The organism is Sinorhizobium sp. BJ1, assembly GCF_002531555.1.
Taxonomy (GTDB): Bacteria; Pseudomonadota; Alphaproteobacteria; order Rhizobiales; family Rhizobiaceae; genus Sinorhizobium; species Sinorhizobium fredii_B.
On record NZ_NWTH01000003.1, the window covers coordinates 353,992 to 377,705 of the forward strand.

The window sequence follows — 23,714 nt, forward strand, 5'->3', positions numbered from 1 at the left end:
CCGTTGGTGCCGGAGCACCAGGCTAGGAGACACCGGAGGAGGCCTTTCACGGCCGCATGATGAAGATAGAGGCATTCGCCAGAAAGCACCGGCTGGAGGAGGAGGAGGAGGAGGAGGCGCATCGCCTTAAAGGAGCGTTCGGCATTGCCGCGCCCCAATTGCGCGTCGATCTTCGCGTCGAGCGATATCGCATCGGGGACCGAAGAGACAGCTAAGTGATTGATTTGGCTGGTCGGAGTGGCAAGATTCGAACTTGCGACCCCCACGTCCCGAACGTGGTGCGCTACCAGACTGCGCTACACTCCGTGACCAGCGGCGCCTCTATAGAACAGCATTTTCGTTTTCACAAGCGCCTAACGGAAAAAAGCACCCGCCCCTCTCAAAAAAATAGCCGGCGGAAGACCGCTCGGGCTCTCGCCCATGCGTGGCAATAGGGCGTTTCTGCAACGCTTCGGATTTTCCTCGATCGCAAGGTCGCGCACCGATTTTCTTTCGTCGCTTTTGGCGCTAGAGCCTCCGGGATCGCAAGGAAATCCGGGGAATGCCCGCCTTCCGCGCCGCAGAATTCGAGCACAGACCAAAGGGACAGAGACATGAATTTCCGCATGACGACGGCGGCCGGCATTGCGCTGGTCCTTGCCGGCTGCACGACGACGACGGGGGTGGCGCGAAACGCTGTCGAAAAGCGCTGGCTCGGCCAGCCCGCCGGCACCTTTTTCGCCCAGTTCGGCCCGCCGCTTTCCGACGTCGAAACGGGCAACGACACCGTCTATAGCTGGAGGGGCGGCTACAAGACCCGCCGGATCCCGGCCGAATACGAAAGGACCGCCGACGGCAAGCGCGGCAAGCGCATCGCGGCCGCCCGCACCGAATATCTGAGTTGCGCCGTAAAACTCACCGTCTCCTCCGACTACGTCATCCGCTCGATCCGCATCGCCGGCGACCGCAAGCGCCCCAATGGCCCGAGCTGGTGCGAGGAATTCCTGGGTGGCGCCAAGGCGGAGTAAGGGACGCCGCGGGCCTGCTGCAGAGGTATGCAAAGCCCGCCGGCCTATATCGGCGGGCTTTTTTGCAACGGAAGCGCGGAAGTCTCATCTGACCATGAACGTGATGATGCCAGCATTGGCGATATCGATGAAAAGTGCCGATACCAACGGCAGAATGATGAAGGCCGCCGGCGCGGCGCCGTGGCTTTTCGTAACCGCCGCCATATTGGCGATCGCCGTTGGGTCGCGCCGAGGGCAATGCCCGTGAAGCCCGCTGAGATCACCGCTGCATCGTAGGTTCGGCTCATGGCGGGAAGTAAGCGACTGCCACAACGGTCTGCAGCGCCAGGGCGACGAGGATGGAAGGCCGAGTCCTCGCAGCGTCGAAGGCTGCAGGCTCATCAGCGTCATCGCGGAGAAATGCCGCCCCCCTCTACGGTTGCGCCGCCAACCATAGGCGCCTTGTTGCGGACGACAAAGCAGCGGACGGGAACGTGCCTACCAGCGTATGGCAGTCGTGTACGACAATTGCTTTGCGACAGAACCCAAATTGGGAAGTCTGGCAATTAGAAAAAAGCCTTGGATTCTTGACCTGAAAGGGAAGCTTGGCTGGGGCGCCTGGATTCGAACCAGGGGATGGCGGTACCAAAAACCGCTGCCTTACCGCTTGGCTACGCCCCAACTTGAAGCTGGCAAGACGTCAGCTCGCCAGATCGAGCGCCTGATTAGCAAAGCTCGTGCAGGCTCACAATGCTTAACTTCGCTTTGCGTGCATATTTTGATGATGGAACCTGACTGTGCAGCCAGCCGTCAGGCCAAAGGCGGTCGAACGCGATGAAACCGGTGGCTGAGCCCGTTTCCTCGCGCCCGGCTTTGGCCTATTGTCGCCTGCAAATGGAGACCTCGATGAGCCAGTTTCGCGCCCGCCCGCCTGCCGTCCCGACTGTTCTCGTCGATGACCCGGTGGTGCGGATCGTCCGCTGGGACTTCGAACCGGGTGCCGATACCGGACACCACGTCCACGGCCTTGGCTATGTCGTCGTGCCGATGACGGACTGTGCGTTCCTGCTGGAAGAGAAAGGCGGCAGCCGCCGGATCGATGTCGCAAAGGGCGCCGCCTACCGGCGCGATGCGGGCGTCGCCCACAATGTCGTCAATGCGGGCAACGAACCGATGTCCTTCATCGAGATCGAATACAAGTGAAGGCGAGACGCATGCAGGGACCGGAATTCGACCTCGATTTCAAGCCCGCCCACGGCGAGGCGGTGACGGTGGCCGCGGGCGTTGAGCGCATCACCGTCAACAATCCCGGCCCCTTCACCTTTCATGGCACCAATAGCTACATCGTCGGTCGCCGCTCGGTCGCGGTGATCGATCCGGGGCCGGAGGACGAGGCGCATTTCCATGCGCTGATGACGGCGCTCGAAGGGCGTGAGGTGACGCATATCGCCGTCAGCCACACCCATCGCGACCACTCGCCCCTCGCCCGCCGTCTCAGGGAAGCGACCGGAGCCGTTGTCGTCGGCGAAGGGCCGCACCGGGCCGCCCGCCCCTTGCACGCCGGCGAAACCAACCCCTTCGCCGAAAGCTCGGACATGGAGTTCGTGCCAGACATCGCCCTTCATGACGGCGCACGGATCGAGGGAGACGGCTGGAGCCTGACGGCGATCACCACGCCGGGACACACCGCCAATCACATGGCCTTCGGCCTCGGCGGCACCGGCATTCTCTTCTCCGCCGATCACGTGATGGCCTGGGCGACGACCATTGTCGCACCGCCGGACGGTGCCATGGCCGACTACATGGCTTCGCTCGACAAGCTGCTCCTGCGCGACGACCGGCTCTACCTGCCCGGCCACGGCGGCCCGGTCAGCGACCCTGCCGCCTTCCTGCGGGCGCTCAAAGCGCATCGAAAGATGCGCGAACGCGCCGTGCTGGAACGTCTGCGCGCCGGAGACCGGAAGATCCCGGACATGGTGAAGGTAATCTACGCCTCGACCGATCCGCGGCTGCACGGCGCGGCGGCGCTGTCGGTGCTCGCCCATATCGAGGACCTGATCGAGCAGGGCCGCATCGAGACCAACGGCGCTCCGTCGCTCCTTGGCGAATACCGACCGGTCGGCGGATGAGCGAGCTTAGTCTCCAGCAATCCCCAGGAGTTCCGCGTCAAGCCCGCGCAGGAAGTCTTCCGCAAACATGGCACCCATGCCAAGATCGTGCTGGCCATAACGCGAGGCGACGCGCAGGTCGACAAGCGTCGTCTCCGCCTCCTCGCGCAGCCGGATCAGCACGTCGAAGCGAAAGCCGACGATTAGCGTGCGCCATTCGCCCTGCAGCACGATATCGCTCGAGCGCCGCCCGGGAATGCCGCCATCGATGTCGGGCTCCGGGCGCGTGGCCGGGACGGGAATGGCCTCCGGTTCCCTGTTCGTATCTGCGCCCGGGCCGGCACCGACGGCGAGATCCTCGAGATCGGCGCGTGCGTTCTCGACGCCGAGCTCCGCGGTAATGCCGATGCGCGTCTCCTCGACGACCTTGCGGACGCCCTGGAAAACGCGGTCGAGAGCGCCATCGTAGCGCCGTCCCGTAAGCCCCGGATAGGCAGAGATCTGCGCTTCGCGATCCTCGGGCGCCGCCATAGGCCTGCGCTTGATCCAGCTCTCCTCGGCGACCGGCGTCTTGATCCAGGGCGGCGGCGTTACCGTATCGGTGCTGACATCATAGATCGCCGGCCGCGCCAGATATTGCACGGCGCCATAGCCGAAGAAGCCGAGCGGAAGCGCCGAATAGAAGAGCGCCGAGACGGAAGCCGTCCCGCCGATTGCCGCCACCTTCCAGAGGCGCGTAAGACCAACGGCCGCAAGCAGCACGGCTGTCAGGGCAAAGGCAACGGCGAAGCCGGCGAGCGCCAGAAAATGCGGCGTCGTCAGCGGACCGAAGCGGTGCGCGGCAAGCGACAGCACGAAAACCACGAAACCGATGCGGGCAAACCTGCGCGCCCAGTGGGCAGCATGGGAATAGGGACGCTCGTACCGGACCATCATGAAACGGAATCAATCCCCGCGGCAAAGACCTCGCCTTCTTAGACCATGGCCGTTTGCCTGGGAACTACCAGCCTTCACACGCATTGAATTCGTCCAAAAAGGGTATGAGCGCAGCAGTTGTACTTCTGCCGCAAATTCGCCATTCTCGTTAACCAGTTATTTCAGCTCGACCATTCCGGCCGAGGTCCTGACCTGCCGGATGGAGGCATCGGCCAGCGCCCGGGGGAGTTGAGGCGCGGTGACAACGGAGAGAGAGATCATGACCGCATCGGAGACACGCTCGGAGATCGCCGCCCCTGCCCCACCGCTCCCCGGTGGAGATGCTGCCCTTCCAATGGCGCTGCTCGAGCTTGAACTCTCGCTCGACCGCTTCTCGGGCAGCAAGGACGATTTTTCGTCCTTTGTCCGCACGGTGGCGGACGATGTCGGCGGCGAGTTGCTTTTCGTCCTGCCTGCCTCCGGCCTCGTCGACAATTGCCTTACGATCGCCGTCCTTCGCCATAGCCAAACCGATGGCCAGACGCCGGCGATCCTGTTCGTCTGCCTCGATGAGGACGCAAGCTCGATCCGCGTTGAGCAGCCGAGCGAGCGCACCGCCGGTCTTACCAGCTTCGCCGATGCCTTCGTCGACGTGCTCGAGCGGATCTGAGGCAAACCGAGATTGATCGCCATCGTGCAGCGGACGGATGATATTCTTGTTTCCGTTGTATCGCGCCTGCGGACAGTTGCTCATGCGTCCCGCTCTGCTGCAACGTCATTACGCAGAGAGACGAAGTGACACCCCGCCGATTTCTGTTCCGCGAGCGAGCGCCGATCAGGAGGCAGGAATGACCATGATGACAACGAGACTGCTGACACTCGCCGCGGCAGGCTTGGTTCTCGCCGGGTGTCAGACGATGACGCAGCAGGAGCGGCGCGCAAGGGACGAAACGACCTGCGCCTCCTACGGCTTTCGCCGCGGCACGGATGCGTTTGCGACCTGCCTGCAGCGTATAGAACTGGACCGTCGCGCCGAGTCGCGCGCCTTCCGCTACGACAACGACTTCCTGATGCGCCGGCCCTATTATTGGTAGTGACGCGAAAGCTGTTGGAGGCAGAGGCGAGCGTAGAAAGCCGTCAACTTGCCGCGAGCGCCAGCGTCTCCGCCTTGCCGTTGCCGTTGATCGCCGCCTGTGCGGCCGCCAGCCGGGCGATCGGCACGCGGAAGGGCGAGCAGGAAACGTAGTCGAGACCGGCCTCCTCGCAGAAGCGGATCGAAGCGGGATCGCCGCCATGCTCACCACAAATGCCGAGCTTCAGGCCGTTCTTGGTGCGGCGACCGCGTTCGGCCGCGAGCTGGATCAGCTCGCCCACCCCGTCGAAGTCGAGCGAGACGAACGGATCCTGCTCGATGATGCCCTTCTGCTGATAGGTGGCGAGAAACTGGGCCGCGTCGTCGCGCGAAATGCCGAAGGTGGTCTGCGTCAGGTCATTGGTGCCGAAGGAGAAGAAGTCGGCCGCCTCGGCAATGACATCGGCGCGCAGAGCCGCCCGCGGCAGTTCGATCATTGTTCCGACCAGATAGTCGATGCCGATGCCGGACTCGCCGATCACCTCCTTGGCGACCGCATCGATCCGTTCCTTGACATAGTCGAGTTCCGCGCGCAGCCCGACGAGCGGCACCATGATCTCGGGAACCACCGGTGCGCCGGTGACGCGCGCCGCCTCCACGGCCGCCTCGAAAATGGCGCGCGCCTGCATTTCGGCGATTTCCGGATGCGAGATGGCCAGGCGGCAGCCGCGATGGCCGAGCATCGGATTGAACTCGTGCAGCGCATCGACGCGCTGGCGCAGATGCGCCGGATCGAGCCCCAGGACGCCGGCGACTTCGGCGATTTCCTCGTCGGTCTTCGGCAGGAATTCGTGCAGCGGCGGATCGAGCAGGCGAATCGTCACCGGCAATCCGTGCATGATCGAGAAGAGTTCGACGAAGTCGGAGCGCTGCATCGGCAACAGCTTTGCAAGGGATGCGCGCCGGCCCTCCTCGTCCTCGGCGAGGATCATCTCGCGCATCACATTGATGCGGTCGTCCTCGAAGAACATGTGCTCTGTGCGGCAGAGTCCGATGCCTTCGGCTCCGAAGGAGCGGGCGGCGCGCGCGTCGGCCGGCGTTTCGGCATTGGTGCGCACCGTCATGCGGCGGCTTTGATCGGCCCATTGCATGATCTTGCCGAAATCGCCCGAAAGCTCCGGCTGCAGCATGGCAATCTCGCCCTTCAGCACCTGCCCGGACGATCCGTCGATGGTAATCACGTCGCCCTTCTTCAGGGTCACGCTCGCGGTGATCAGGAGTTCGGCGCGCTGATCGACGCGGATGCTGCCGGCGCCGGAGACGCAGGGCGTACCCATGCCGCGGGCGACGACGGCGGCGTGGCTCGTCATGCCGCCCCGCGTCGTCAGGATGCCCTGAGCCGCATGCATGCCGTGGATATCCTCCGGGCTCGTCTCGACGCGAACCAGGATCACCTTGCGCCCTTCCTTGACGGCATGCACCGCTTCCTCGGAGGTGAAGACGATCTCGCCCGTCGCCGCGCCCGGCGAGGCCGGCAACCCCGAGCCGATGATATCGCGGCGGGCATGCGGGTCTATGGTCGGATGCAGGAGCTGGTCGAGCGATGCCGGATCGATGCGCACCACCGCCTCTTCGTTCGAGATCAGGCCTTCTTCGGCCATGTCGACGGCGATCTTCAGCGCCGCCTTGGCGGTGCGCTTGCCGGAACGGGTCTGCAGCATCCAGAGCTTGCCCCGCTCGATGGTGAATTCGAGGTCCTGCATGTCGCGGTAGTGGCGCTCTAGCGTCTGGCAGATGGTTTCGAACTCGATGAAACCCTCCGGCATCAGCTTTTCCAGCGACGGCTTGTCCGAGCCGGACGCGATACGCGCGGCCTCGGTGATGTTCTGCGGCGTGCGGATGCCGGCGACGACGTCCTCCCCCTGGGCATTGACCAGGAACTCGCCGTAAAGCTCCTTCGCGCCGGTCGACGGGTTGCGCGTAAAGGCGACGCCGGTTGCAGACGAATTGCCGAGATTGCCGAACACCATCGCCTGGACATTGACGGCGGTGCCCCAGGCGGCCGGAATGCCGTGCAGATGGCGGTAGGTTATGGCGCGCGGGTTCATCCAGCTCGAGAAGACCGCGCCGATCGCGCCCCAGAGCTGGGTCTCGGGATCCTGCGGAAAGGGTTCGCCGAGCACCTCCTCGATCGCCTCCTTGTAGCGCGAGATGACATGCTGCCACTCGACGGCCGAAAGCTCCGGGTCCTGCTCGTGGCCGAGCCGCCCCTTCTCTTCCTCGAGGATCTCCTCGAAGATCTCGTGATCGACGCCCAATACGACGTCACCATACATCTGGATGAAGCGGCGGTAGCTGTCATAGGCGAAGCGCGCGTCGCCGGCGTCATGCCCCAGGGCGTGCACCGACTGGTCGTTGAGGCCGAGATTGAGAACCGTATCCATCATGCCCGGCATAGAGGCGCGGGCGCCGGAACGAACGGAGAGAAGCAACGGACGGGCGGTATCGCCGAAAACGCGTCCGGTGATCTCTTCCATTCGGGCAATGCCGTCGCGCACCTGCTCGCGCAGGCCTTCGGGCATCGTCCGGCCGTTGTCGAAATAGCTGTTGCAGGCATCCGTGACGATCGTCAGGCCGGGGGGAACGGGCAGGCCGAGATTGCACATTTCGGCAAGGTTCGCGCCCTTGCCTCCGAGCCTGTTGCGATCCCCCGCACTTCCTTCGGCCTTGCCTCCGCCGAAGGTGTATACCCATTTCGTCATGCCTGTTCTCCACCCAGAAACAGTTTCGATGACGGTCTACAGTATATGGTTCGGCCTGAAAATGCACTCGGCGAAGATTTTTGCTGCAGTGCATCAAAAATGCAGCGGCGCGTGGTCGGATGCCTAATTTTCGAAGGATCGCGGCTGTCAGACTGCTTCGCGCAGGCGCTCGGCCGTCTGCAGATCGACGGAGACGAGCTGCGACACACCCTGTTCGGCCATGGTGACGCCGAACAGGCGGTTCATGCGGGCCATGGTGATCGGGTTATGGGTGATGATGATGAAGCGCGTCTGGGTCGAGGCCGCCATTTCATCCATCAGGTTGCAATAGCGCTCGACATTATGATCGTCGAGCGGTGCATCGACTTCGTCGAGCACGCAGATCGGTGCCGGATTGGTGAGGAAGACGGCGAAGATCAGCGCCATCGCCGTCAGCGCCTGCTCGCCGCCGGAAAGCAGCGTCATCGTCTGCGGCTTCTTGCCGGGCGGTCGGGCGAGGATTTCGAGACCGGCCTCGAGCGGATCGTCGCTCTCGATCAGCTGCAGCTCCGCCGTGCCGCCGCCGAAGAGGTGGGTGAAGAGCCGCTGGAACTGGACATTGACCACGTCGAAGGCGGCAATCAGCCGTTCACGCCCCTCGCGATTGAGATTCTGGATGGCGCTCCTCAGCTTGCGGATCGCCTCGATGACGTCGTCGCGCTCCTTGAGGAGCGCCGCCAGCCGTTCGGAAAGCTCCTTTTGTTCCTCGTCAGCCCGCAGGTTGACGGCGCCGAGGCGCTCCCGCTCGATCTTCAGCCGCTCGAGTTCCCGCTCGATGGTGCGCATGTCGGGCAGCACCGCGTCGACGGCCAGTCCCGTCAGGCGCATCGCCTCGTGTGGTGCACAGGAAAGCGCCTCCAGGATGCGGGCCTCGATCTCGACGCGCCGTTCGCGCGCCGAGACGAGCCGCTCCTCGGCCCGGCCGCGCTTCTCGCGCCCTTCGGCAAGCTCCGAAAGCGCCGTCGCCGCGAGGCGATCGGCTTCACGCTGGCGGGTCTCCGCCTCCGCGAGGACGTCGGCCGCCTGCCGGCGCGCCGTCTCCGCCTTCTGCAATTCGTTCATCAGGGCGCGACGCTTCTCCTCGAACTCGTCGGGCGCGTCGATAAGTTCCTCGACCTCCTCGCGCGCCTCCGCCTCGCGGTCGCGGAGCGTGGCGATGTGCTCCTCGGCGCTCGCCGCGCGCGCCCGCCAGGTCTCGCGTTCCCCGGCAATTGCCGTGAGCCGGCGCAGACGCGCCTCGTTTTCGCGGGCGAGACCATCATGCGCCGCACGCACTTCGGCGACCGCGGCACGGTCCGCAGCAACGTCCGCCGTCCGGGTGCGCAGCCGCAACTCGAGTTCCGAGAGGTCGGGCGCCTCGGCCAGCGCATCGTTCGCCGCCTCGATTTGCTCGGCCACCTCTTCGACCTGGGCCTCGAGTTGAAGCTTCGTCTCGGCGAGCACGGCGCGGCGGCGGGCGAGGTCGCCCGAGGCGCGTTCGGCCGCCGCAAGAGCGTCGCGCGCCTCCGCGAGCTGCCTGGAAATCATCCTCTGGGCATCGCGCGACAGGCGGAGCCGCTCGTCCTCGGCGCGAATGCGCGCGCTGGCGGCGGCGAGATCCGCCTCCGCCTGGCGCAAGGCCACGGCTGCATCCTCGGCCTCCGCCTCGAGCTCGGAAAGGCGGTTCTTCTGGGCGAGCCTGAGGGCAGCGGCGCTCGGCGCCTCCGATCCGGTCACGTGACCATCCCACCGCCAGACCGCGCCTTCCTTCGTCACCAGCCGCTGGCCGGACTTCAAGAGCGGCAGCAAGCGCTCGGCCTCCGTCTCGCTTTCGACGATGCCGATCTGGCGGAGCGTGCGCCCGAGCGCCTCAGGGGCGCTGACATAATCGCTCAACGGCACCGCGCCCGCGGGCAAGGCAGGATCGTCCGCGTGGTCGCCGGGCATGCGCCAGTGGGAGGCTGCCGCCTGCTCCAGCGGCGAATCGAGGTCATCGCCCAATGCGGCGCCAAGCGCCGTCTCGAAGCCGCGCTCGACTTTGATGTCCTCGACGACCGCCGGATAGGTGCTGGTGCCGGTGGCCTCAAGCATCCGGCGAATCGTCCGGGCCTCCGTCTCGATACCGTTCAGCCGTGCCCGTGCCTGATCGACGGGAGCGCGAGTGGCCGCTTCCTCGGCTCGCGCTTCGGCAAGGCTCTCCTCGACGGAGACCACCACCGCCTCGGCCTCCTCCAGCGCCGCTTCCGCCGCCTCCACCTGTCCCTGCTTCTCGTGCGGGTCGGGGAGTGCTGCCATCTGGCGATCGAGGCCTTCGAGGTCGCGCGCCTGCTCGGCGAGCTGACGGGCAAGGCGGCCCTGCCGCTCGGAGAGATCGCGCAGCGTCCTGTCGAGCTGATTGCGCGCCGCTTGCGCTTCGGCGCGCTCGGCGGTCAGCCGGGCCAGATCCGCCTCACTGCCAGAAAGCCTTTCATTGGCTTCCTCCAGCTTGTCGCGCGCCTCCGCGGCGCGATCGTCCGCCTCCGCAAGAGCCTCCCTGAGGTCATCTTCCTCCTGGTCGAGGCGGGCGAGAATGCCGGCATTGTCGGCGATGAGCCGCTCCTCGCGGGCGATATCCTCGGCAAGCTGCGAAAGCCGCCGCTGCAATTCGTCGCGACGGCGCAGGATGCGCCCCGCATCCTCCTCGAGCTGCGCACGGGCGATCTGCAGGCGCTGCAGCGCTGCTGCGTGCTTCGCCTCGTTCTCGCGCAGTTCCGGCAGCTTGAGGCTGGCGATCGCCTGGTGCTTGGCCGCCTCCATCTGCGCCTGCGCCTTCTCGGCAACGAGCGCGGTGATCTGGTTCAGCTGACTTGACGCCTCGGCTTCCGCTTCCTTCGCCTGTACCCAGCGAATGTGGAACAGGATCGCCTCGTGCCGGCGGATTTCCGCCGACAGCATCTTGAAGCGGTTGGCCTGGCGCGACTGGCGCTTCAGGCTTTCGATCTGGCTTTCGAGCTGCGAGGTGACGTCGTCGAGCCGTTCGAGATTGGTCTCTGCCCCCTTCAGCCGTAGTTCGGCCTCATGGCGGCGCGAGTGCAGGCCGGAAATGCCGGCCGCCTCTTCGAGCAATTGCCGGCGTGCCTGGGGCTTTGCGGCGATCAGCTCGCCGATCCGTCCCTGCCCGACCATCGACGGCGAACGGGCGCCGGTCGACGCGTCGGCGAAGAGCAGCTGGACGTCCTTGGCCCGCGCCTCCTTGCCGTTGATCCGGTAGACCGAACCCTGCTCGCGCTCGATGCGGCGCGTCACCTGGATTTCGTCGCTGTCGTTGAAGGCGGCCGGCGCGGTGCGGTCGCCATTGTCGAGATAGAGACCCACCTCTGCAGTGTTGCGCGCCGGCCGGTTGCCCGATCCGGAAAAGATCACGTCGTCCATGCCGGAGGCGCGCATGTTCTTGTAGGAGTTCTCCCCCATCACCCAGCGTAGCGCCTCGACGAGATTCGACTTGCCGCAGCCATTCGGGCCGACGACGCCGGTTAAGCCGCGCTCGATGATGAATTCTGTCGGTTCGACGAAGGACTTGAAGCCGAGCAGGCGAAGCTTGTTGAATTTCATGGGCGGGACACTGGGGTGGACAGCGAGTGCCCCCCTCTGCCCTGCCGGGCATCTCCCCCACAAGGGGGGAGATCGGCAAGAAGCACGGCTTTCCGCGACATTAAGGTCGCAGACGCCGTCGATCCAAGCGAAAGGTATTTGGTCGACCGGAACATCACCGCTTGCGAATCTCCCCCCTTGCGGGGGAGATGCCCGGCAGGGCAGAGGGGGGTGAGCCACGAGCGCCTCACTCGAAAGCCCCCTTCCCGATCACCCGCACGATGTGCTTGCATACATTGTCGATGTAGCCCGCGATGGGAACCCGGCGGCGAAAACAAAGACCCATCAGTCGATGAGCGCGCGATTCGTTCCAGAGCTTCAGCTCGGCCTCAGCCATTGAGGCCCGCATACGACGTGCATTGGCGCGGGTTTTCGGAAAGACGTCAGCGTGAGGCATGACGAGACCTCACCGTGTGCGGCATTGAAAAAACGGGCGCACGGCCGCCGCCGTCGCCCGTTGTCAGAAAAAGCGATGGATCAGAGCTTGCTGTCGATGAGGGCCGACAGAACGTCAACCGACATGTCCCCCGAATAGTGCTCGCCATTCACGAAAAAGGTCGGTGTCGACTTCACTCCGAACTCCTTGGCGCCGCGCTGCATGACTGCGTTCACATCATCCAGAAGTTTTTGGTTCGTCAAGCAGGCCTCGAAGCTCTCCTGTGTAAAACCGGCCAGTTTCGACATCTGCAACAGCGCATCGCGGCCGTTTTCCGCGGCGGCCCATTGTTCCTGCTGCTTGAACAGCATGGAGATCATCGGGAAATACTGTCCCTCCGGTGCGCAGCGCGCCAGCATGAAGGCCGCCGCGGCGCGTGGATCGAACGGGAACTCGCGGACGATGAAGCGCACCTTGCCGCTGTCGACATATTTCGCCTTGATGGCATCGAAGGTCTTGTTATGGAAGTTGGCGCAGTGCGGGCAGGTCATCGACATGTATTCGACGATCGTCACCGGCGCATTGGCCTCGCCCAGCGCCATTTCCGGCAGTGCCCCCGGCTCCATCAGCTTCGTGACGTCGACGCTGCCTTCCGCCTGCGGCAGCTCGGCCTTGGCGGCCGGAGCGGCGGCCTGCGCCATTTCGGTGCCGGCGGGCTTCGCCGGGTTAACAGCCGGCGCCGTATTGGTGGAGCCGGTGGTTGTTGCATCCGCACTCGCCGACGTTTCGGTCGGCGCCTTGGAAGCCGCCTCCTTCTGTTCGTCGCTGCAGGCTGCGAGCACGAGGGCGATCGCCGCGACAGCTGCACCGCTGAGGAGGCGTTTCGGAAGGCTCAGTTCGGAAGCGGACATGAATTCGACCCGTGTTCTAGGAGGGGAAAACTGGAGTGCGATTTCGATAACTTGCCGCGCGCAAGGCGGCAAGGGGTGGTTTCTCAACTGAATTCAAAGAAATGTGACCACCTGATGGTGAATTACTTCCGGCGCTCAGACATTACGGCCGTGCCGAGCCGCTTCAGCGCCGCCCTCAGCGCCTCGCTCTCGATGCCTTCGACCATGGTGTCGAGCCGGCGGGCCGGTTCGCCGGTCAGCGGGCGCGGCCGTCGGTAGGGCTTGGGCGGAGCCGCGACCGGCTTCTGGACGATGCGCAGCTGGCCGATCGCATAGAAGCCGAAGAAGCCGTTGATGCGCTGGATCAGTTCGCCCTGGGCATGAGTGAGGAAGAGTGCCCTGGCGCCCTCACAGGCGACCGTCAGCACGCCGGGCTGGTAGCCGCCATCGCTACCGATTTCGGAGGCGCGGCGCGGCCAGGCGATCTTTTCCGGCCGCGTGCAATCGGCAAATTCCGCGCCGGCGATCTCGTCCCAGGAGCCAAGCAGCATCGTGTTGATGCCGGCGCGCTTGGCCAGCACCGGATCGATCAGTCCGTTTGCAACCTCGCTGATCTGGACGACGCCCTTGCGGGACTTCTGTTGACTCACCGGAACGACTTTCTGTTCGCAACTTCGATCGAGCCTTGAAGCTCGGGCGGGCGTCGGCCAAGTATAGGCCAGAAAAGGACTCCCCGGCAAATGACGCTGAACAGCTTGAAGGCGACCGAGGCCGCCCCCCTCCTGCTCGACTGGTACGACCGCCACCACCGCGATCTGCCTTGGCGTGTCTCGCCGCCGATGGCCGCTCGCGGCGCCGTTGCCGACCCCTACCATGTCTGGCTCTCCGAAGTCATGCTGCAACAGACCACGGTGCAGGCGGTCAAGGCCTATTTCGACAAGTTTCTGACGCTCTGGCCGACGGTGGAAGACCTTGCCGCGGCCGAGGCCGAAGACGTGATGAAGGCCTGGGCCGGCCTCGGCTACTATGCCCGGGCGCGCAATCTGAAGAAATGCGCCGAGGCGGTGGCGCGCGAGCATGGCGGCCGCTTCCCGGATACCGAAGAGGGGTTAAGGTTACTCCCCGGCATCGGCGACTATACGGCTGCCGCGATCGCGGCGATCGCCTTCAATCGGCAGAGCGCCGTGCTCGACGGCAATGTCGAGCGGGTGATCTCCCGCCTTTTCGCGATCGAAACGCCGCTGCCCGCGGCCAAGCCGGACATGCGACGGCTTGTCTCGGAACTAACGCCCCATGACCGGCCCGGCGATTTCGCGCAGGCGATGATGGATCTCGGTGCGACGATCTGCACGCCGAAGCGGCCGGCCTGCGCGCTCTGTCCCTTCCGCGCAAGCTGTCTTGCGCTCGCTGTCGCCGACCCGGAAACATTTCCGCGAAAGGCGGCGAAGAAGGAAAGGCCGCTGCGCCTCGGCGCCGCTTTCGTGGCGATCGACAAGGCCGATGCCGTCTATCTGCGCAAGCGCGCCGAGACGGGCCTCCTCGGCGGCATGACCGAGGTGCCGGGCACCGATTGGACCGCACGCCGCGACGGCGAGACCTCAATCGAGGCGCAACCCTTCACGGCGGCCTGGGAGGCCTGCGGCACGGTCACCCATGTCTTCACGCATTTCGAGCTGCGCCTCTCGGTCTACCGCGCCAAAGTCGCGCAGGCCGGGGCGTGCGCCGAAGGCTGGTGGGAGCCGATCGCGTCGCTGAAGGCGCAGGCGCTGCCGACCGTCATGAAAAAAGCAATCGCGCAGGCTATACCGCATGCGTTCAAAGCGGTGTAATGCAGGGCACCTCACCTGCCGGTCGCTCAGTTTTCATAGTCATTCAGGAATAGCCCATGAGCAGCGTCGACATCCGCCACATCGTTTTCGACATCGGCAAGGTTCTTATCCATTACGATCCTCAGATCCCCTACTCCCGGATCATCCCGGACGAAGCGGAGCGCCGCTGGTTCTTCACCAATGTCTGCACCCACGACTGGAATATCGAACAGGATCGCGGCCGTTCCTGGGAGGAAGCCGAGACGCTCTTGATCCGGGATCACCCGGAGCGGGAAGAGCAGATTCGCGCCTTCAGGCGGCACTGGCACGAAATGGTGTCGCATGCCTATGGAGACAGCGTCGCACTGATGGAAAGGCTGATCGCCGAGGGGCGCGACGTGACGATGCTCACCAATTTCGCCTCCGACACGTTTCGCGAGGCGCAGAAGCGCTTTCCGTTCCTCACCCTGCCGCGCGGCGTGACGGTTTCCGGCGACGTCGGCCTGATCAAGCCGGACATCGAGATCTACAGGACTCACGCCCGGACCTACGGCCTGGAGCCCGCCGCGACGATCTTCATCGACGACAGCCTGGCCAATGTGGAAGGCGCCCGGGCCGCCGGCTGGCATGCCGTCCATTTCACCGATGCCCAAAGGCTGAGAATCGATCTCGCCGCCTATGGCGTGCAACCGTTGGCTGATCTTGATGACCTTGGTCCGGCAGTGGCGACACCGGCCTGATCGCGTGATTTTCGCATCGAACGGGCTCGGTGAATTCACGAAAACGCCGCAATCGGTTCACCCGCCATTCAGCTTCCTTACTCCATGATCCGCGTTAGATTTCAACGCCTTCCCTGAAAAGGTCTAGCAATGGTAACGCGCATCTACGGTACGAACTTCGCCGATATCCTCAAGCAGAACGGCTATATCTCGGTCGAGATCCATGCCTATGACGGCGACGATGACATCTACCTGAACAGGACCGACAGCTACGGCGGCTACAACTTTGTCGACGCGGGCTATGGCAACGACCTCGTGGTGAACTCCTACGAAGGCGGCAACGACATCTACATGGGCGCCGGCAACGACATATATGTCGCCGACATCCGGTCACGCGATACGAGCTCCTACGACGTCGTCTACGGCGGCAGCGGCAACGACCGCTTCGAGATCGACGGCTATGCCAGCGACTATTACGGCGAGAGCGGCAACGACACCTTCCTCTCGGCCGGCTTCAACAACTATTTCAACGGCGGCACCGGCATCGACTCGATCAGCTATCAGTTCCAGGACGACTGGAGTTCGGAGCGCGGCAAAGGCGTCACGATCGACCTCGGCTACAAATACGCGACCACCGGCACCGGCCGGCGCGAGGACCTGATCAGCATCGAGAATGCCACGGGCACCAATTACGGCCATGACGACATCACCGGCAGCTCGGTCGCTAACACGCTGCGCGGGCTTGGTGGCCACGACATTCTCGAAGGTCTTGGCGGCGACGATTTCCTCGACGGCGGCAGCGGCGACGACGACCTCTATGGCGGTTCGGGTGCCGACATCCTGCGCGGCGGCACCGGCTTCGACTATCTGGTCGGCGGCACCGGCATCGACAGTTTCGATTTCAACGCGATCGGCGAATCGGCCGTCGGTTCCCGCCGCGATGTGATCACCGATTTCCACCGTTCCGAATTTGACGTCATCGACCTTTCGACGATCGACGCGGACACGACCTGGAGCGGCAATCAGAAATTCACCTTCATCGGCGGCAGCGCCTTTTCGGGCGACGCCGGCCAGTTGAATTTCCGCTCCGGCGTCCTGTCCGGCGACGTCAATGGCGACGGCTATGCCGACTTCCAGATCAAGGTCAATGGCGTCACCAGCCTGAGGGTCGACGACTTCTTCCTCTGACGCTTCACATCCGATGCTAAGCCCTGCCGCTTGAACACGGCGGGGCTTTCTCATACAAACGCCCGGAATCCTCACGGATTCCGGGCGTTTAAAGCTCTCCTTCCGGGACTGAAGGTACAAAACCGGGCGGAGCGCTTTTCGAAGACCCAGGCGGAACTGGTTGATCAGTTCAGTTTTGCCAGGTCATTTCGAATGACGGATCTGAGTTCGTCGATCGGCTTCAAGGTCTTCCCTTCTTCGAAATGCCAGAAGGTCCATCCGTTGCAGGCGTCGAGGCCCTGGACCTTGGCGCCGAGGCGGTGGATCGATCCGGCCTCGCCGCCGGAAGCCAACGTGCCGTCGGCGCGGACGATCGCGCTATAGCGGCGCTTGGCGTCCGTCAGCACCGTGCCGGGCTTGATCAACCCGCTTTCGACGAGCGTGTTGAAAGCCACGCGCGGCTCGGCTTTCTTGCCGGTCATGACGGAAAGCGTCGCCTTGCCGAGCGGTTCGACCGCGGCGATGCGTTCGGCGGCCGCATCGATATAGTCCTGCTCGCGCTCGATGCCGACGAAATGGCGGCCGAGGCGCTTGGCGACGGCGCCGGTGGTGCCGGAGCCGAAGAAGGGATCGAGCACCACGTCGCCGGGTTTGGTCGAGGCCATCAGGATGCGGGCGAGCAGCGCTTCCGGCTTCTGGGTCGGATGCACCTTCTTGCCGTCATCGCCCTTCAGGCGCTCGGAGCCGGAGCAGATCGGGAACAACCAGTCGGAGCGCATCTGGATATCGTCGTTGGCGGCCTTCATCGCTTCGTAGTTGAAGGTGTAGCCCTTCGCCTTGGCATTCGGCGTCGCCCAGATCAGCGTCTCATGGGCGTTCTGGAAGCGGCGGCCCTTGAAGTTCGGCATCGGGTTGGTCTTGCGCCAGATGACGTCGTTCAAGATCCAGAAATGCAGGTCCTGCAAGATCGCGCCGACCCGGAAGATATTGTGATAGGAGCCGATCACCCACAGCGTGCCGGTCGGCTTCAGGACGCGGCGGCAGGCCAGCAGCCAGGCGCGGGTGAAGGCATCATAAGCCTCGAAGGAGGCGAACTGGTCCCATTCGTCATCGACCGCATCGACCAGCGACTGGTCGGGCCGGTGCAGCATGCCGCCGAGTTGGAGATTGTAGGGCGGATCGGCGAAGACGACGTCGACCGAATTGTCGGGAAGCGCGTTCAGCGCGGCCACGCAATCCCCCTTGATGATGCTGTCCAGCCAGCTCAGCGGACGGGCGGCACGGGAGATTTCGGCAAGCGAAACAACTGAAGACATGGGCAACTCGCAAATACGCTTACTCGGGACTGACTATAGCACTCATGGTTACCGAAGATGGTTACCAAAGCCTGAAGGCTGTCCGGAAAAGTTCGCGTCGCTGCAGGTGCCGCCCTCGTTCAGGCGGCACGGTCCTTGTCGTGCCATTGCCGGCTGTCCGCCGGCACCTCCTCACGATCGTCAAGACCGTAGTCCCGGACGACCGCGGCGATCCTGAGGCGATAGTCGGCGAAAACGCCATTCCGCCCCGCAGCCTGCGCCGCGCGATGCTCGGCGCCGTTACGCCACGCCTTCACCGCCGCCTCGTCGCGCCAGAAGGAGAGCGACAAGAGTTTGTTCGGATCGGCAAGGCTCTGGAACCGCTCGATTGAGATGAAGCCGTCGATCCCGTCCAGAAGCGGACGCAGGTCGGCGGCGAGCCCGAGATAGGTGTCGCGCTTGCCGTCAGCCGGCAGGACTTCGAAGATCACCGCAATCATCGCATCATTCCTTTGCCAGTGGCAGGGAGACGTTTTTCAGGAAGATACGGTCCTCCTTGAGGATGAAACGCTCACGGCGAGCAAACTCGTAATTCTCACGCCCAAGCGGATCGGCGGCAAGACGCGCCCGATAGGCCTCGTAGGCGGCGAGGCTTTCGATATTGTAGACGCCGTAGGCGGTCGTTGCCGAGCCTTCGTGCGGGCCGAAATAGCCGATGAGATCGGCGCCTGAGCGTGGAATAGCCTTACCCCAATTGCGGGCATAGGTGGCGAAATCTTCCTTTCGGAACGGATCGATCTCGTAGCGAATGAAGCAGGTGATCATGGCTTTCTCCTTGTTGATCGGCGCCATTATGCCCGCTTGCCCGTCAGCGATGCTTCGATTACGATCGAACTATGAAGGAAGGTCCGGATATAGCCCTGATCGGATCGCTGATCGGCGATCCTGCGCGCGCCAACATGCTGACGGCGCTCATGGGCGGTCAGGCGCTAACGCCGACGGAGCTTGCAGGTGTGGCCGGCATCACGCTGCAGACCGCTAGCTCGCATCTCGCCAAGCTCGAGGCAGGCGGGCTGGTCACGCAGCGCAAGCAAGGCCGGCACCGTTATTACGCCTTGAGCGAAGACGAAGTGGGGCTGATGCTCGAAAGCCTCATGGGCTTTGCCGCGAGCCGCGGTCTGACGCGCCACCGGCCGGGCCCGAGAGACCCGGCGCTGCGTAAGGCGCGCGTGTGCTACAACCATCTCGCCGGCGACTACGGCGTACGCATGTTGGACAGCCTGATTGCGGCCCGTGAGATCGAGATGGCTGGCGGTGACGACCTCGCGCTGACCGATGCCGGCCGCACCCGAATGGAGGCACTTGGCATCGACTATGCGGCACTCAAGAAATCCCGCCGGCCGATCTGCCGAACCTGCCTCGACTGGAGCGAACGCCGTTCGCATCTCGCCGGCTCGCTCGGCGAGGCACTGCTCACGCTTTTCACCGACAGGGGCTGGGCGAAACGCGAGAAGGACAGCCGCGCCATCCGCTTCACAGAGAGGGGCGAAGAGGCCTTCCTCGCGCTTTTTCCGCTATAGCCGTTTCGCGGTGGATGACGGCTTGGCCTGGACAAGCGTGCCGCCGAAGCCGTCGCGCGCAATGCGCGTGCATAGCGGCGACCATTCGCAATCCTCGCAGGCGGTCCGGACGGTGCCGACTGCGAACGAGGCACGCATGCGCTCCAGGCGATCGCCGTCAAGAACAAGTACCGAGCCGGCTTTCAACGAAATGCCAAGAAGGTCGGTGACGGCAGCAAGGGCCTTCCCGTCACGATCAAGAACGCTGTCGTTCCGGCAATGGGCTTCGCGCACATCCAGCATGGGCGCGCAGATATCGTCCGGCCCCTCGACGATTTCGATCGCCTCGCCGGACGAAAGGCGGCCGGCGATCCGGAGATAGTTGCGAGTGAATGCGGGCGTATAGCCTTCACCTACGAAGGTCAGCAGACACAGAAGATGATGGCCGCGCAGGCGAACCATTGGCAGGTCTCACCGCTTACGAACTTGCTCATTCGGAGTTTACGACAGATTGCGGCTACCCGACGATAGAAAAGGCGTCGCGGACTTCCCCGCCCGCGGTCTTGACCGGCGTCTTGCCGATCCAGCCGACATGGCGCTCGAGTATCGAGGCGGCCTCCTCGCCCCTTCCCTGACGCAGGGCCGCAAGAATTGCGCGGTGGTCGTGATCGGTGCGGGCCTCCCAACTGGAGCGCCAGGCGGAGAAGAGGAAACGGGCGCTCGCCGCATGAAGATCGTCGATGGCGGCAAGCAGGCGCGGCATGGCGCAGGGCTCGAGGATCAGCCGGTGGAAAGCGCGATTTGCTGCCTCCCAGCTGCGCACGTCGCGCGATTTGTCCGCCGCAACCGTTGCCGCTTCGGCCCGATCGAGAATGGCGGGCGCCAGGTGAGGTATGGCATGGCGGAGCGCAAGCACCTCCAGCGCCGCGCGCATCTCGGCAACCTCGCGCACCTCCTTGAGATCGAAGGAGGCGACGCGCACGCCGCGGCGCGGTTCGCTGACGGCAAGGCCTTGCGCCTCCAGGCGCCGGAAGGCTTCGCGCACGGGCACGTGACTGGCGCCGAATTCCTCGGCGACATGGTCCTGACGCAACCGCTCGCCCGGTGACAGGGCGCCGGAGATGATCCTCTCGGCAAGCGCCCGGCTGATCCGGCTTGCAAGTGTGTCGTCATGTTCCTTTGTCATGCACTACAGATAGAGGTGCTGCCCGGGCCTGTCGAGCAAGGCGCAACCTGCGCAAGACGATTTCCAAAGGTTGAGCTTTGATCTGCCATCGTATAAATCTGCCGGGATCCAATTTTCCCGCCGCACCAGACCCCTCCCCTGCCAGCGGCGCCCCTCTCCCAAGGACGCAAAATGACTGGATTTGACCTCATCATCTTCGACTGCGACGGCGTTCTCGTCGATTCGGAAATCATCGCCTCGGAAGTCGAGGCAGGACTCCTGACCGAGGCCGGTTACCCGATCAGCGTCGAAGAAATGAGCGAGCGCTTCGCCGGCATGACCTGGCGCGACACGCTGCTGGCAATCGAGAAGGAAGCCAGCATCCCGCTTTCCGCTTCGTTGATCGACCGCGTCGACACCATTCTCGACCAGCGGCTCGCCCGCGACGTCAAGATCATCGACGGCGTCAAGCCCGTGCTGCTGCAGCTGGCGCTGCCGCACTGCATCTGCTCGAACTCGACCTCGGCGCGGCTCGCGACGATGCTCGGCAAGGTCGGCATTCAGGAGCATTTCGGCAAGCACATCTATTCGGCGCGCGATCTCGGCCCCGACCGGGTCAAGCCGAAGCCGGATATCTTTCTGCATGGCGCCGCCCAGTTCGGCGTCGATCCGGCACGCGTTCTCGTCATCGAGGATTCGGTGCATGGTGTCCATGCGGCCAGCGCCGCAGGCATGCGCGTCGTCGGTTTCACGGGCGGCTCGCACACCTATCCGTCGCATGCCGACAAGCTGACGGAGGCCGGCGCCGAGACCGTCGTCTCGCGGATGGCCGCCCTGCCGGGCGTCATCGCGGCACTCGCCGAGTGGTCTGAAGCTCTGACGGCCTGATCCTCACCGGGCCTGATTGCGCTTTGCTTCGGCGATCGCCGGCGCAAGAACCCTCGAACGACCCAGGCGCATGTTTGGCGCGCGAAGGACGGCGTGCCGCATTGAAGACGCATGCCCTCCTCCGAGAATCAGCGGGTTTTCGGACGGCGCGCGAGGTCTATATCAAGATCGACCACTGCATGGTTCCGCTTCCGCAGCATGCAGCAGTTCAAAGTGCCACAGCGCCTTCGTGCATCCGGGCGCTGTAGCGGTTAATTCCAAGGAGAAAATACCATGCGTCTTTCACTATTGACCGGAATGACCTTGGCTGCCGGCGTGGTCTTCGCGCCGCTCGCCCATGCCGACATCACACTTGGCGTGATCACCCCTCTCACCGGCCCGGTCGCGGCCTTCGGCGAGCAAGTAAAGAACGGCGCCGAGGCAGCGGTCGAAGCCATCAACAATGCCGGCGGCATTAAGGGCGAGAAGATCGTCATCAAGATCGTCGACGACGCCGGTGAACCGAAGCAATCCGTCTCCGTCTCGAACCAGCTTGCCGGCGAAGGCGTGCGCTATGTCGTCGGACCGGTGCTTTCCGGCACCGCGATGCCGGCATCCGACGTGCTCGCCGAGAACGGCATCCTGATGGTCACGCCGACGGCGACCACGCCCGACCTCACCACGCGCGGGCTCTGGAACGTGCTGCGTACCTGCGGCCGCGACGACCAGCAGGCCGTCGTCGCCGCCGACTATGTGGTCAAGAACCTCAAGGACAAGCGCGTCGCGGTGCTGCACGACAAGGGTGCTTACGGCAAGGGGCTCGCCGACGGCTTCAAGGCTGCAATCAGCGCGGGCGGCATCACGGAAGTCGTTTACGAGGGCCTGAACCCCGGTGAAAAGGATTTCAGCGCCATCGTCACGCGTCTTAAGGCCGAGAATGTCGACGTCGTCTATTTCGGCGGCTATCACGCCGAGGCCGGCCTGATGGTCCGCCAGATGCGCGATCAGGGGGTCAAGTCGCTGCTGATCGGCGGCGACGGCCTCTCCAACACCGAGTTCTGGGCGATCGGCGGAGACGCCGCCGAGGGCACGATCTACACCAATGCCAGCGACGCGACCCGCCACCCGGCCGCGGCCCCGGTGATCGAGGCACTGAACGCCAAGAACATCCCGGCCGAAGCCTTCACGCTCAATGCCTACGCCGCCGTCCAGGTCATCAAGGCAGGCATCGAGAAGGCGGGATCCGCCGACGATGCAACCGCGGTTGCGACGGCGATCAAGTCCGGCGAGGCGATCGACACCGCCATCGGCAAGCTGACCTATGGCGAAAGCGGCGATCTCACCTCGCCGAGCTTCTCGCTCTACAAATGGGAAGCCGGCAAGAGCGTCGCGGCCGAGTAACGGGTGCCGACGGGAAGAGCAGCGCCGGGGCAGTGCCCCCCGGCGTTTGGCTTTGGGCGGTGGATTGGAGCGGGACGCGCTCTTCCGCGGATGGCGATGCGGTCTACTGCTTCGCCTTTTGCGGCCCCTCGTCGAAGCCAACGAAGATCTTGGCATCGGTTCCGGCGCCGGCCGGCAGGGTGACATTCGCCTTGGTGAAGATGAATTGCGTGTTGGTGCTGCCCGGCGGGACCTCGACCGGATATTGCGTCAGTTCGGAATAGAGCGTCTTTTCGCCGTCGGTCGCTGCCACACGGATCGGCATCGTCAGCTTGCCCGGACCACCGGCGGGACCGGCCACGACGCGGCCCTGAGCGACCACCGTCACCGTCAGGGCGCCTTCGCTCTGCACGCATTGCCGCGTGGTGTCGGCAAGGGACGCCTGATAGACGACCTTGGTCGGGTCATCCTTCCCGCCCTTCGCATAGGTGCGATAGGAGGCGGTGCCGTCCCGCAGCGTTACAGGAGGGCAAGCCGCCTGGATCACGGCCGGCGTCGGCGCGGCCGCGTTGCCGCCAGATTCGATGGCGCCGCCGTCTTGCGTCTTGTTACAGCCTGCGACGACCAAAAGGACAGACATTGCGAGAAGATGGCGAGACACATTGCCAGACACGTTGCACGACCCCTACTGAACCGGTGAAGCTTTGAGACCACAGCAACTGCGGCGCGTTAGGCCGAAGCTGTCGCGATCCCTTCCATGGCCGGAGCAGGAACCCATGCGCAATCCCCTCCTCCTCCAGACCGACGAACGGTGAAGGCCTTTCTCGGCCCTCGGGCATCGTCTATAGCAGCGGCAATTCGAAAAATCGACCGGTCGGGCGCCGCAAGCCCAAATTTCCGAAATGTTCGGAAATTTGCCATGGTGACAAGAATGGCCGCGCGATTTTTGGCGAACTGGAACAAATAGGTGGCCGGGCGGCGGTTCTCCCTTAAAGGA

At 64.2% G+C, this 23,714-nt stretch carries 24 protein-coding genes, 2 tRNA genes and 1 pseudogene; 12 read left to right on the forward strand and 15 right to left on the reverse strand.

Annotation, left to right across the window (positions count from 1 at the left end):
• The first annotated feature begins 56 nt into the window (after positions 1-56).
• Positions 57-215, forward strand: a complete 159-nt coding sequence (locus CO676_RS35130) for a hypothetical protein (RefSeq protein ID WP_179875405.1) — start codon at positions 57-59, stop codon at positions 213-215.
• A 14-nt stretch (positions 216-229) separates the two neighbouring features.
• Here the strand turns inward: CO676_RS35130 and CO676_RS05090 are convergent.
• Positions 230-306: transfer RNA gene (locus CO676_RS05090), tRNA-Pro, on the reverse strand.
• A 287-nt stretch (positions 307-593) separates the two neighbouring features.
• Between CO676_RS05090 and CO676_RS05095 the strand changes: the two genes are divergently transcribed.
• Positions 594-1,007: a hypothetical protein gene (locus CO676_RS05095; RefSeq protein ID WP_097519821.1), complete on the forward strand. Its 414-nt coding sequence runs from the start codon at positions 594-596 to the stop codon at positions 1,005-1,007.
• Between the two features lie 84 nt (positions 1,008-1,091).
• Here the strand turns inward: CO676_RS05095 and CO676_RS05100 are convergent.
• Together CO676_RS05100 and CO676_RS05105 are read right to left on the reverse strand one after the other, a co-directional pair.
• Positions 1,092-1,406, reverse strand: a pseudogene (locus tag CO676_RS05100) (sodium/glutamate symporter); the annotation flags it as partial.
• Between the two features lie 186 nt (positions 1,407-1,592).
• Positions 1,593-1,667 (reverse strand) — tRNA-Gln (locus tag CO676_RS05105).
• A 225-nt stretch (positions 1,668-1,892) separates the two neighbouring features.
• Between CO676_RS05105 and CO676_RS05110 the strand changes: the two genes are divergently transcribed.
• Together CO676_RS05110 and CO676_RS05115 are read left to right on the forward strand one after the other, a co-directional pair.
• Complete coding sequence (locus CO676_RS05110) at positions 1,893-2,189, forward strand: cupin domain-containing protein (protein WP_097519822.1); 297 nt, start codon at positions 1,893-1,895, stop codon at positions 2,187-2,189.
• An 11-nt stretch (positions 2,190-2,200) separates the two neighbouring features.
• Positions 2,201-3,115: an MBL fold metallo-hydrolase gene (locus tag CO676_RS05115; RefSeq protein WP_097519823.1), complete on the forward strand. Its 915-nt coding sequence runs from the start codon at positions 2,201-2,203 to the stop codon at positions 3,113-3,115.
• Between the two features lie 6 nt (positions 3,116-3,121).
• Here CO676_RS05115 and CO676_RS05120 read toward each other — a convergent pair whose 3' ends face one another.
• Positions 3,122-4,030: a DUF1499 domain-containing protein gene (locus CO676_RS05120; protein WP_097519824.1), complete on the reverse strand. Its 909-nt coding sequence runs from the start codon at positions 4,028-4,030 to the stop codon at positions 3,122-3,124.
• Positions 4,031-4,289: 259 nt separating this feature from the next.
• Between CO676_RS05120 and CO676_RS05125 the strand changes: the two genes are divergently transcribed.
• Both CO676_RS05125 and CO676_RS05130 read left to right on the forward strand, forming a co-directional pair.
• On the forward strand, positions 4,290-4,679 hold the full coding sequence (locus CO676_RS05125; protein WP_014761446.1) for a hypothetical protein: 390 nt from the start codon (positions 4,290-4,292) through the stop codon (positions 4,677-4,679).
• Between the two features lie 178 nt (positions 4,680-4,857).
• On the forward strand, positions 4,858-5,103 hold the full coding sequence (locus CO676_RS05130) for a hypothetical protein (RefSeq protein WP_014761445.1): 246 nt from the start codon (positions 4,858-4,860) through the stop codon (positions 5,101-5,103).
• 43 nt (positions 5,104-5,146) lie between these two features.
• Here the strand turns inward: CO676_RS05130 and ppdK are convergent, their stop codons facing one another.
• From ppdK to CO676_RS05155, 5 genes are all read right to left on the reverse strand, one after another.
• Positions 5,147-7,843, reverse strand: a complete 2,697-nt coding sequence (gene ppdK / locus CO676_RS05135; RefSeq protein WP_097519825.1) for a pyruvate, phosphate dikinase — start codon at positions 7,841-7,843, stop codon at positions 5,147-5,149.
• 147 nt (positions 7,844-7,990) lie between these two features.
• On the reverse strand, positions 7,991-11,452 hold the full coding sequence (locus tag CO676_RS05140) for a chromosome segregation SMC family protein (RefSeq protein ID WP_097519826.1): 3,462 nt from the start codon (positions 11,450-11,452) through the stop codon (positions 7,991-7,993).
• A 226-nt stretch (positions 11,453-11,678) separates the two neighbouring features.
• The gene (locus CO676_RS05145; RefSeq protein ID WP_245424256.1) at positions 11,679-11,828 is read right to left on the reverse strand and encodes a DUF559 domain-containing protein; all 150 of its coding nucleotides are present in this window, start codon (positions 11,826-11,828) and stop codon (positions 11,679-11,681) included.
• A gap of 140 nt (positions 11,829-11,968) precedes the next feature.
• Positions 11,969-12,778, reverse strand: a complete 810-nt coding sequence (locus CO676_RS05150) for a DsbA family protein (protein ID WP_014761441.1) — start codon at positions 12,776-12,778, stop codon at positions 11,969-11,971.
• Positions 12,779-12,900: 122 nt separating this feature from the next.
• Complete coding sequence (locus CO676_RS05155; protein WP_041413880.1) at positions 12,901-13,407, reverse strand: DUF721 domain-containing protein; 507 nt, start codon at positions 13,405-13,407, stop codon at positions 12,901-12,903.
• Positions 13,408-13,497: 90 nt separating this feature from the next.
• Between CO676_RS05155 and mutY the strand changes: the two genes are divergently transcribed.
• The 3 genes from mutY to CO676_RS05170 all read left to right on the forward strand — a co-directional run bounded on the left by mutY (position 13,498) and on the right by CO676_RS05170 (position 16,472).
• Positions 13,498-14,586: an A/G-specific adenine glycosylase gene (gene mutY, locus CO676_RS05160; protein WP_097519828.1), complete on the forward strand. Its 1,089-nt coding sequence runs from the start codon at positions 13,498-13,500 to the stop codon at positions 14,584-14,586.
• 56 nt (positions 14,587-14,642) lie between these two features.
• Entirely contained in the window at positions 14,643-15,305 is a 663-nt protein-coding gene (locus tag CO676_RS05165) for an HAD family phosphatase (protein ID WP_014761439.1), read from the forward strand.
• A gap of 129 nt (positions 15,306-15,434) precedes the next feature.
• Positions 15,435-16,472, forward strand: a complete 1,038-nt coding sequence (locus tag CO676_RS05170) for a calcium-binding protein (protein WP_014761438.1) — start codon at positions 15,435-15,437, stop codon at positions 16,470-16,472.
• 164 nt (positions 16,473-16,636) lie between these two features.
• Here the strand turns inward: CO676_RS05170 and CO676_RS05175 are convergent, their stop codons facing one another.
• The 3 genes from CO676_RS05175 to CO676_RS05185 all read right to left on the reverse strand — a co-directional run bounded on the left by CO676_RS05175 (position 16,637) and on the right by CO676_RS05185 (position 18,571).
• Positions 16,637-17,767 carry a site-specific DNA-methyltransferase gene (locus CO676_RS05175; RefSeq protein ID WP_097519829.1) on the reverse strand — a complete coding sequence of 377 codons (1,131 nt, stop codon included), beginning with the start codon at positions 17,765-17,767 and terminating at the stop codon, positions 16,637-16,639.
• 119 nt (positions 17,768-17,886) lie between these two features.
• Entirely contained in the window at positions 17,887-18,246 is a 360-nt protein-coding gene (locus CO676_RS05180; RefSeq protein ID WP_097519830.1) for an antibiotic biosynthesis monooxygenase, read from the reverse strand.
• Positions 18,247-18,250: 4 nt separating this feature from the next.
• Entirely contained in the window at positions 18,251-18,571 is a 321-nt protein-coding gene (locus tag CO676_RS05185) for an NIPSNAP family protein (RefSeq protein ID WP_014761435.1), read from the reverse strand.
• Positions 18,572-18,642: 71 nt separating this feature from the next.
• Between CO676_RS05185 and CO676_RS05190 the strand changes: the two genes are divergently transcribed.
• Positions 18,643-19,326 carry a winged helix-turn-helix domain-containing protein gene (locus CO676_RS05190; RefSeq protein WP_014761434.1) on the forward strand — a complete coding sequence of 228 codons (684 nt, stop codon included), beginning with the start codon at positions 18,643-18,645 and terminating at the stop codon, positions 19,324-19,326.
• Here CO676_RS05190 and CO676_RS05195 read toward each other — a convergent pair.
• Together CO676_RS05195 and CO676_RS05200 are read right to left on the reverse strand one after the other, a co-directional pair.
• Positions 19,321-19,767: a DUF1284 domain-containing protein gene (locus CO676_RS05195; protein ID WP_014761433.1), complete on the reverse strand. Its 447-nt coding sequence runs from the start codon at positions 19,765-19,767 to the stop codon at positions 19,321-19,323. The genes CO676_RS05190 and CO676_RS05195 overlap by 6 nt on opposite strands.
• Positions 19,768-19,822: 55 nt before the next feature.
• Positions 19,823-20,491, reverse strand: coding sequence for a GntR family transcriptional regulator (locus CO676_RS05200; protein WP_014761432.1), 669 nt, complete (start codon positions 20,489-20,491; stop codon positions 19,823-19,825).
• A gap of 171 nt (positions 20,492-20,662) precedes the next feature.
• On the opposite strand from CO676_RS05200, the gene CO676_RS05205 reads away from it, so the two are divergent.
• Positions 20,663-21,358 (forward strand): HAD family phosphatase, encoded by a 696-nt coding sequence (locus CO676_RS05205; RefSeq protein WP_014761431.1) that lies wholly within the window; start codon positions 20,663-20,665, stop codon positions 21,356-21,358.
• Between the two features lie 273 nt (positions 21,359-21,631).
• Positions 21,632-22,738: a branched-chain amino acid ABC transporter substrate-binding protein gene (locus tag CO676_RS05210; protein WP_097519831.1), complete on the forward strand. Its 1,107-nt coding sequence runs from the start codon at positions 21,632-21,634 to the stop codon at positions 22,736-22,738.
• 103 nt (positions 22,739-22,841) lie between these two features.
• Here the strand turns inward: CO676_RS05210 and CO676_RS05215 are convergent, their stop codons facing one another.
• On the reverse strand, positions 22,842-23,390 hold the full coding sequence (locus CO676_RS05215; protein WP_097519832.1) for a hypothetical protein: 549 nt from the start codon (positions 23,388-23,390) through the stop codon (positions 22,842-22,844).
• Positions 23,391-23,714 lie beyond the last annotated feature (324 nt).